General features: G+C 74.9%; 6 protein-coding genes. 3 read left to right on the top strand and 3 right to left on the bottom strand.

Going from position 1 to position 7,263, the window contains the following annotated elements; genetic code table 11:
• Positions 1-79: 79 nt before the first annotated feature.
• The 3 genes from ACWEQL_RS39405 to ACWEQL_RS39395 all read right to left on the bottom strand — a co-directional run bounded on the left by ACWEQL_RS39405 (position 80) and on the right by ACWEQL_RS39395 (position 3,363).
• Positions 80-1,189, bottom strand: a complete 1,110-nt coding sequence (locus tag ACWEQL_RS39405; RefSeq protein WP_452155928.1) for a prenyltransferase — start codon at positions 1,187-1,189, stop codon at positions 80-82.
• Positions 1,186-1,929, bottom strand: coding sequence for a class I SAM-dependent methyltransferase (locus ACWEQL_RS39400; protein ID WP_452155926.1), 744 nt, complete (start codon positions 1,927-1,929; stop codon positions 1,186-1,188). Before ACWEQL_RS39400 ends, ACWEQL_RS39405 begins: the two co-directional genes overlap by 4 nt.
• A 123-nt stretch (positions 1,930-2,052) precedes the next feature.
• Positions 2,053-3,363, bottom strand: coding sequence for a glycosyltransferase family 4 protein (locus ACWEQL_RS39395; protein WP_452155924.1), 1,311 nt, complete (start codon positions 3,361-3,363; stop codon positions 2,053-2,055).
• Positions 3,364-3,616: 253 nt separating this feature from the next.
• On the opposite strand from ACWEQL_RS39395, the gene ACWEQL_RS39390 reads away from it, so the two are divergent.
• The 3 genes from ACWEQL_RS39390 to ACWEQL_RS39380 all read left to right on the top strand — a co-directional run bounded on the left by ACWEQL_RS39390 (position 3,617) and on the right by ACWEQL_RS39380 (position 7,108).
• Positions 3,617-4,345 (top strand): TetR family transcriptional regulator, encoded by a 729-nt coding sequence (locus tag ACWEQL_RS39390; protein ID WP_452155922.1) that lies wholly within the window; start codon positions 3,617-3,619, stop codon positions 4,343-4,345.
• Positions 4,346-4,640: 295 nt separating this feature from the next.
• Complete coding sequence (locus ACWEQL_RS39385) at positions 4,641-6,158, top strand: prenyltransferase/squalene oxidase repeat-containing protein (protein ID WP_452155920.1); 1,518 nt, start codon at positions 4,641-4,643, stop codon at positions 6,156-6,158.
• 311 nt (positions 6,159-6,469) lie between these two features.
• Positions 6,470-7,108: an SCO2322 family protein gene (locus tag ACWEQL_RS39380; RefSeq protein ID WP_452155918.1), complete on the top strand. Its 639-nt coding sequence runs from the start codon at positions 6,470-6,472 to the stop codon at positions 7,106-7,108.
• Positions 7,109-7,263 lie beyond the last annotated feature (155 nt).

Raw genomic sequence — 7,263 nt, 5'->3', positions numbered from 1 at the left:
CCCCGCCGCCCTTCGGCGTCCTCCCGCCGCCCCGCCCCGCCGTGGCCGGGCAGGGCGGGGCGGGGCGGCCCTCACGGGCTCAGCAGCAGTCCTGGACCACCAGGCCGGCCGGCAGCTGGTCGCCGCCGAAGACGGTCACCGTCGCCGGGTCGCCGCCGAGCGCCGCGACCGCCAGCAGCAGCGCGCCGGACGTCCAGGTGGTGCGCTCCTCGGGCCAGATGGCGTCGTCCTCGAAGACGTACCCGGTCCAGTACGAACCGTCGGTGTGCCGCAGGTGCTTCTGGATCCAGCGCAGGATCTCCACCGCCCGGTCGGACTCCCCCACCGCCCAGAGCGCGAGCGCGAGTTCCGCGCTCTCGCCGCCGGTGACCCAGGGACGGTCGCTGACGCAGCGCACGCCCAGGCCGGGGACGACGAAGCGCTCCCAGTCGCGCTCGATCCGCTCCAGCGCGGCCGGACCGCGCAGCGCGGTGCCGAGCACCGGGTAGTACCAGTCCATCGAGAAGCGGTCCTTGTCGAGGAACCGCTCGGGGTGGTGCGCGATGGCGTGCCGCAGCCGCCCGGCGGCGAGCTCCCAGTCGGGCTGCGGCTCCTCCAGGTAGTCGGCGATGGCCAGCCCGCAGCGCAGCGCGTGCAGGATGCTGGACGAACCGGTGAGCAGCGCCTCCTGGGGCGCGGTGCCGTCCTCGTCCAGCCGCCAGGCGATCGGACCGCCGGGCAGGCGCAGGCCGACGATGAAGTCCAGCGCGCGCCGGACGACGGGCCAGATCCACTCCAGGAAGGCGTCGTCGCCGGTGCTGAGGTGGTGGTGCCAGACGCCGACGGCCACGTACGCGCAGAAGTTGGTCTCCTTCGACGCGTCGCAGACGCTCCCGTCGACCGGGGCGTCCGCGCCGTCCACGCCGTCCACGCCGGGCCTGCCGTAGGCGTACGCGGCGTACCAGGACCCGTCCGGGTTCTGGTTGGCGGCCAGCCACCGGTACGCGGCCTCGGCGGCGGCGTGCTCGCCGGCGGTGTCCAGGGCCATCGCGGCCTCGGTGTGGTCCCAGGGGTCGAGGTGGTGGCCGACGAACCACGGGATCGCCCCGTCCGGCCGCTGCTCGGTGAGGATGCTGCGGACCGTCTCGGCGGCCTGCTCGGCGTCGAGCACCCCGTCCAGCAGCAGCGCCTCGGGGACGGCCGCGGTCACGCCGCCCCGCCCGCTGCGCGGTTGGGCTTCGAGGCGTAGGCGACGAAGCTCTTGCCGATGACCGGGTTGAGCGCCTTCTCGGCGGCCCGGGTGAGGGTGCTGATCACCGGGGTGCCGACGATGTCCCAGACCAGCAGCTTGTGGTAGGCCTTCACCGGCAGCGCCTGGTCGTTGTCCACGCCGACCGCGCACTTGATCCACCAGTACGGCGCGTGCAGGGCGTGCGCGTGGTGGGTGCCGTACGGCTCCAGCCCGGCGTCCTTGAGCCGGTCGAGCAGCTCGTCGCCGCGGTAGATGCGGATGTGGCCGCCCTCGACCTCGTGGTACTCGTCGGAGAGCGCCCAGCAGATCTTCTCGGGCAGCCAGCGCGGCACGGTGACGGCGAGCAGGCCGCCGGGCTTGAGCACCCGGAACATCTCGTTGAGCACGCCCTTGTCGTCGGGGATGTGCTCCATCACCTCGGAAATGATGATCTTGTCGAAGTACTCGTCCTCGAACGGCAGGGCCAGCGCGTTGCCCTCCATCGCGACCGCCGACGCGCCCTCGGGGGCCTCACCGGCCTGCTCCATGGCCGCGAACCACTTCTTGACCTCGGCGATCTCCTCGGCGTTCTGGTCGAGGGCGATCACATTGGCACCGCGCCGGTAGCACTCGAACGCGTGCCGGCCCCCGCCGCAGCCCAGGTCGAGCACCCGGTCGCCGGGGGCGAGCGGGAAGCGCGAGAAATCGACGGTCAGCACTGCTGGCTCCCATTCCTTTGGGTTGAACGTTCTTGACGGTCCGTCGGTGAGGGCCGACGGAACGCCAGGAGAAACGGGCGGCGCCCCCGGGCACCCGACCGGGCCCGGCGACGCCGCAGGAGATCACGCGACGTAGCGCCAGCCCGGTCCGGACCTCGCCCGGCGCCCCACTCCGGTGGCGAGCGCCGCCCGGTAGGCCTCCACGGTCAGCTCGGCGGCCTTCTCCCAGGTGAACCGGGCCAGCACCCGCTCCCGGCCGGCCGCGCCGAGCGTCGTCCGCAGCGCGGGATCGTCCAGCAGCCGGCCCAGCGCCGCCGCCAGGGCCCCCGCGTCGCCCGGCGGCACCGCGAGGCAGGTCTCGCCGTCCGGGCCGGCGACCTCGGGGATCGCCCCGCCGGTGGTGGCGACCAGCGGCGTGCCGGTGGCCATCGCCTCGGCGGCGGGCAGCGAGAAGCCCTCGTACAACGACGGCACGCAGGCCACCTCGGCGGAGCGGTACAGGTCGACCAGCTCCCGGTCGCTCAGCCCGCTGCGGAACTCGATGTGCGACTCCAGCCCGAAGCGCCGCACCGCCTCGGTGACCGGCCCGTCCTCCTTCTGCGGCTTGCCGACCACCACCAGGTGGGCGTCCCGCTCGGTACGGACCTTGGCCAGCGCCTCGACCAGGTGCACCAGGCCCTTGAGCGGGACGTCCGCGCTCGACGTGGTGACGATCCGCCCGGGCACCCGGGCGACCTCCTCGGAGGGCGACCAGAGCCGGGTGTCGGCGCCGATCGGGACCACCGAGATCGCGCCGGGCGCGGCGCCCAGGTGCTCGGCGATCTCCTTGGCGGAGCTGCCGGAGACGGTGAGGATGTGGTCCAGCCGGGCGGCGACCCGGCGCTGCATCCGGGTGAAGGCGTACCAGCGGCGCAGCGAGAGGCGCTTGAGCCGGGTGGTCGCCGCGTCCAGCTCCAACCGCCGGTCCACGGTGATCGGGTGATGGACCGTGGTGACCAGCGGGAACCCGTGCCGGGCCAGGCCGAGCAGGCCGTAGCCGAGGGTCTGGTTGTCGTGGACCACGTCGTAGCGGCCCTTGTGGCGGGCCAGGTACCGGCGGGCGCGCAGCGAGAAGGTCAGCGGCTCGGGGAAGCCGCCGGTGCGCATGGTGGCGAACTCCAGCACGTCGACCGGCCCTCGGTACTCGTGGGCCTCCGGGGTGCGGAAGGGGTCGTCGGCGCGGTAGAGGTCCAGGCTGGGCAGCTCGACCAGGCGCACCGAACCGGGTCCGTCGACCTCGTCCAGCACCGGGTACGGCTGGGCGCCGATCACGTCCACGTGGTGGCCCAGACGGGCGAGTTCGCGCGACAGGTGCCGTACGTACACGCCCTGGCCGCCGCAGAACGGGTCGCCGCGGTAGGACAACAGGGCGATCCGCAACGGTTGCGCGGTCATCCTCGGCCCCTATCTGTGGTGGCTCTGTGGCGGCCCGGTGGCTGCTCTGCGACGGCCCGGCGGTCGCGCTGCGGCTCCCGCCCGTCACGGCTCCCGGGGGGCGGGCGCCGTCGCCGAAGTGGATCAGGTTTCAGTGTGGTGGTGGAGCTCGCCAGTGAGCATGTGAACAATGAGAGACCTCGAAGATACCGGCCCGTAGCTTTGGGTCAGGAGTCAGGGCTGGTGATTCACGCCACTCGACCCGGGAGCCTCCTTGCCGTCGTCAGCGAACCCCGCGCGGCCCGCCACCCCCGCCGTCGCGCGCCCCGCCGCGCCCGCCGTCACTCCCGCCGCCGCCCACGCGTCCGGCGCTCCCGTCACCGCTCCTGCGGCCGCTCCGGCCACCGCTCCTGCCACTGCGGTACCGGGCGAGCCGGCGCTGACCGCGCGGCAGGCCGAACGGCGCCGGGGCATCCTGCGGGCCGCGACCGCGCTGGCCGGGCGCGGCGGGTACGAGGCGGTGCAGATGCGCGAGGTCGCCGAGAGCGCGCAGGTCGCGCTCGGCACGCTGTACCGGTACTTCCCGTCCAAGGTCCACCTGCTGGTCGCGGTCATGCAGGAGCAGCTCCAGGGGCTCCAGGAGCAGGTGCGGCGCCATCCGCCGGCCGAGCAGGACCCGGCCCTGCGGGTGGCCGAGACGCTGACCCGGGCCTTCCACGCGCTGCAGCGCGAACCGCTGCTGGCCGAGGCCATGGTCCGGGCGCTGTCCTTCGCGGACCGCTCGGTGAGCGCCGAGGTCGACCTCGTCAGCGGGCTCACGGCACAGCTCATCCTGGACGCCATCGGCCAGTCGGGGCCACCCACCGAGAGCCAGCGTGCCGCCGTCCGGGTCATCGAGCACACCTGGCACTCGGCGCTGGTGGCCTGGCTGTCGGGGCGTGCGTCGATCGCGGAGGTCCGGGCCGACCTGCACACGGCGGCGCGGCTGCTCACCCTGGGGTAGGGGGCGCGGACGGGGTGGGGTGGGGCGGGGCGGGCGTGCGGGGCGGGTGTACGGACGTGCGGGCGTTCGGGGCGGGCGTTCGGGCGTTCGGGGCGCGGCGGAGTGGAACAGGTTCTACTCCAGGGTGGGCGGCACGGGTGGGGGTGGGCGGACGGGCGGCGCGGCGGGCGGGAGGCGGCGGGCGAGGGGCGCGTGGGGCACCGCGTCGGGACGGCTAGAGTCGACGGGCGTCACGACAACTGCATCCGCCTCCTCCCGGGGAAAGCCGGCGCGAATCCGGCGCTGACCCGCAACCGTGAACCCGCCCCCGGCCGCGTACGCGCCGGTCGGCCGGGTGAGCCGGACCGCCCGGGAAGGGGCGAGCGGCCGCACCGGACAGCACCCGCCGTCCGGAACCGTCGAGGTCTACGGGCCGGCCCCCGCCAGGGCCACCGCACCGCTCACCGAAAGGCTCACCTCCACCATGCTCACCGCCGCCCGCCTGGGCGCCGCCGCCGTGTCCGCCGCGCTGCTGGCCGGGGTCGCCGGCGCCACCGCCGCCCCCGCCTTCGCGGACAGCCCCGCCCCCAGCACGCCCCCCGCCCCGGCCGCCGCCGCGCCCTCGCCGACCACCGCGGCCGTACCGGCCGGCCTGTACGGCAAGGGCGACCCCACGTACGACGGGGTGTGGCGCCAGTCGCTTGCCCTGACCGCGCTGGCCGGCGCCAAGGTCGTACCGGCCGACTCCGCGGTCTCCTGGCTCACCGGCCAGCAGTGCGCCGACGGCGGGTGGCCCTCGTTCCGGGCCGACACCGCCGCCGCCTGCGACCCGGCGACCGAGGACAGCAACGCCACCGCCGTCGCCGTCCAGGCCCTGATCGCGCTCGGCGGCCACCAGGACGCCGTCGACAAGGGTGTCCAGTGGCTCAAGACCACCCAGAACGCGGACGGCAGCTGGGCCTACAACCCCGGCAACCCCGGTGACGCCAACTCCACCGGACTTGCGGTCAACGCCCTGATCGCCGCGAAGACCGACCCGGCCTCGGTCGCCAAGGCCGGCAAGAACGCGTACGACGGGCTGGCGCTCTACCAGCTCGGCTGCGCCGTCCCCGCCGAGCAGCGCGGTGCCTTCGCGTACCAGCCCGCCCCGGACGGCACGCTCGCCCCCAACGGCCTCGCCACCGGCCAGGCGGCCCTCGCCGCGGCGGGCGGCAAGCTGCCCGTCACCAACACCAACCGGGTGGACGCCGCGCCCAAGGCGCTGCCGTGCACCACCGCCCCCGCCGCGGGCGCCGGGCAGGCCGGGGTCCCGCGCGCGGACTCGGCGGAGGCCGTGGCCGCCCACCTGACCGCGCAGTTCGCGACGGGCGGACAGCACCTCACCATGACCCTCCCGGGCGCCGACCCGATGCCCGACTACACGGGCACCGCCTGGGGAGCGCTCGGCCTGGTGCAGAGCGGGCACCCGCAGCAGGCGGCCGGCCCGGTGGACTGGCTCGCCAAGGAGGGCGGCACCTGGACCAAGGGCGGCACCGACGCGGCCGCCACGGCCACCCTGGTGCTGGTCGCCCAGGCCGCCCAGCGCAACCCCGCCGACTTCGGCGGCGCCAACCTGGTGCAGCAGCTGACCGCCCTCGGCCCGGCCCCCAAGGCGGCCACCGGCGGGCCGGCGGCCTCCGGGAGCGCTTCGGGCAGCGCGGCCTCCGCGCCGGCGGAGAAGAAGGAGGACGACGGGGACAGCTCCACGTTCTGGCTGATCGGCGTCGGCCTGCTGATCGGCATCGGCGGCGGCCTGCTGCTGAGCCTCCAGCGCAAGCGCGGCGCCAAGCTGTGACCTCGGCACCGCGGGGTGCCCGCCCCACCCGGGCGGGCACCCGCCCGGCGGGCAGCCGCGGGTTGCGATATGTAGACCGGTCGTCATATTCCCGGAGTCGGGCGGGTGGGGCGAGCGCTTACTCGGTAGACCGGTCTGCATATTTTGTGCGGCGTACTGCCGGGGCGTGGCCGACTTCGGTAGACCGGTCTACATATTCGGGGCGGCCGGCTGCCGTCGCGCGGCCAGCCCCGGTAGACCGGTCTACATATTCCAGGCGTGGGCGCGCCGCCCTCGTCCTGGTCGCCCTCGCCGGACTGTTCGCGCTCTCCGTGGCACCCGCCCAGGCCGCCGGCTACCGCTACTGGTCGTTCTGGAAGTGGGCGGACAACGCGTGGACGTACCAGCAACAGGGACCCTCGCTGTACGTCCCGCAGGACGGCGGTGTGGACGGCTGGCGCTTCGCGGTCAGTCCGGACGGCGGGCAGGACGCGGCGCGGCCCGGCGTGCCCGGTGACTTCGCCGCCATCTGCGCGGGCACCCCGGAACAGGCCGGCCGCAAGCGGGTCGCCGTGGTGCTGGACTTCGGCACCGCCGCCGACGCTCCGTCCGGCGAGAACCCGCCGGCGCAGCGGTCCGTCTGTGCCTCCGTACCGCCCCGCGCGACCTCCGGCGAGGTCCTGGCCACGGTCGCCCGGCCGCTGCGGTACGACACCAACGGCCTGCTCTGCGCCATCGCCGGCTACCCGCGGGCCGGCTGCGGCGAACAGTTGGGCGCCGCCCGTCCGGCCACCACACCCAGCGGCCCCGACGCCGGCACCAGCACCGGCGCCGGGGCCAACAACACCAGTAGCGGTGGCAGCGGTGGCAGCGGCCCGGACATCGGCCTGTTCGCCGCCGGGGCGCTGATCGCCCTGATCGCCGCCGGCGCCGTCCGGAAGAACCGCCGACGGCGGGCGCAGCGCGAATAGGTAGACCGGTCTACAGATCGGCCGCCCGAAGACCGAATATGACGACCGGTCTACATACCCCGCCCCCAGGGGCCCACGGCAACCGACCACCTGCCCCCACCCGCCACCCGCCACCCGCCACCCGCGCGAGAAGTCGGACCCGCCGACTTCTCGCG

The organism is Kitasatospora sp. NPDC004240 (genome assembly GCF_053603215.1).
The sequence above is the reverse complement of the archived record's forward strand: the minus strand, read 5'-3'. Positions and strand labels throughout refer to the sequence as shown.

Excerpts from the sequence above, each read along its gene's own strand:
- ACWEQL_RS39395 (WP_452155924.1), bottom strand. The coding sequence starts at position 3,363 with ATGACCGCGCAACCGTTGCGGATCGCCCTGTTGTCCTACCGCGGCGAC.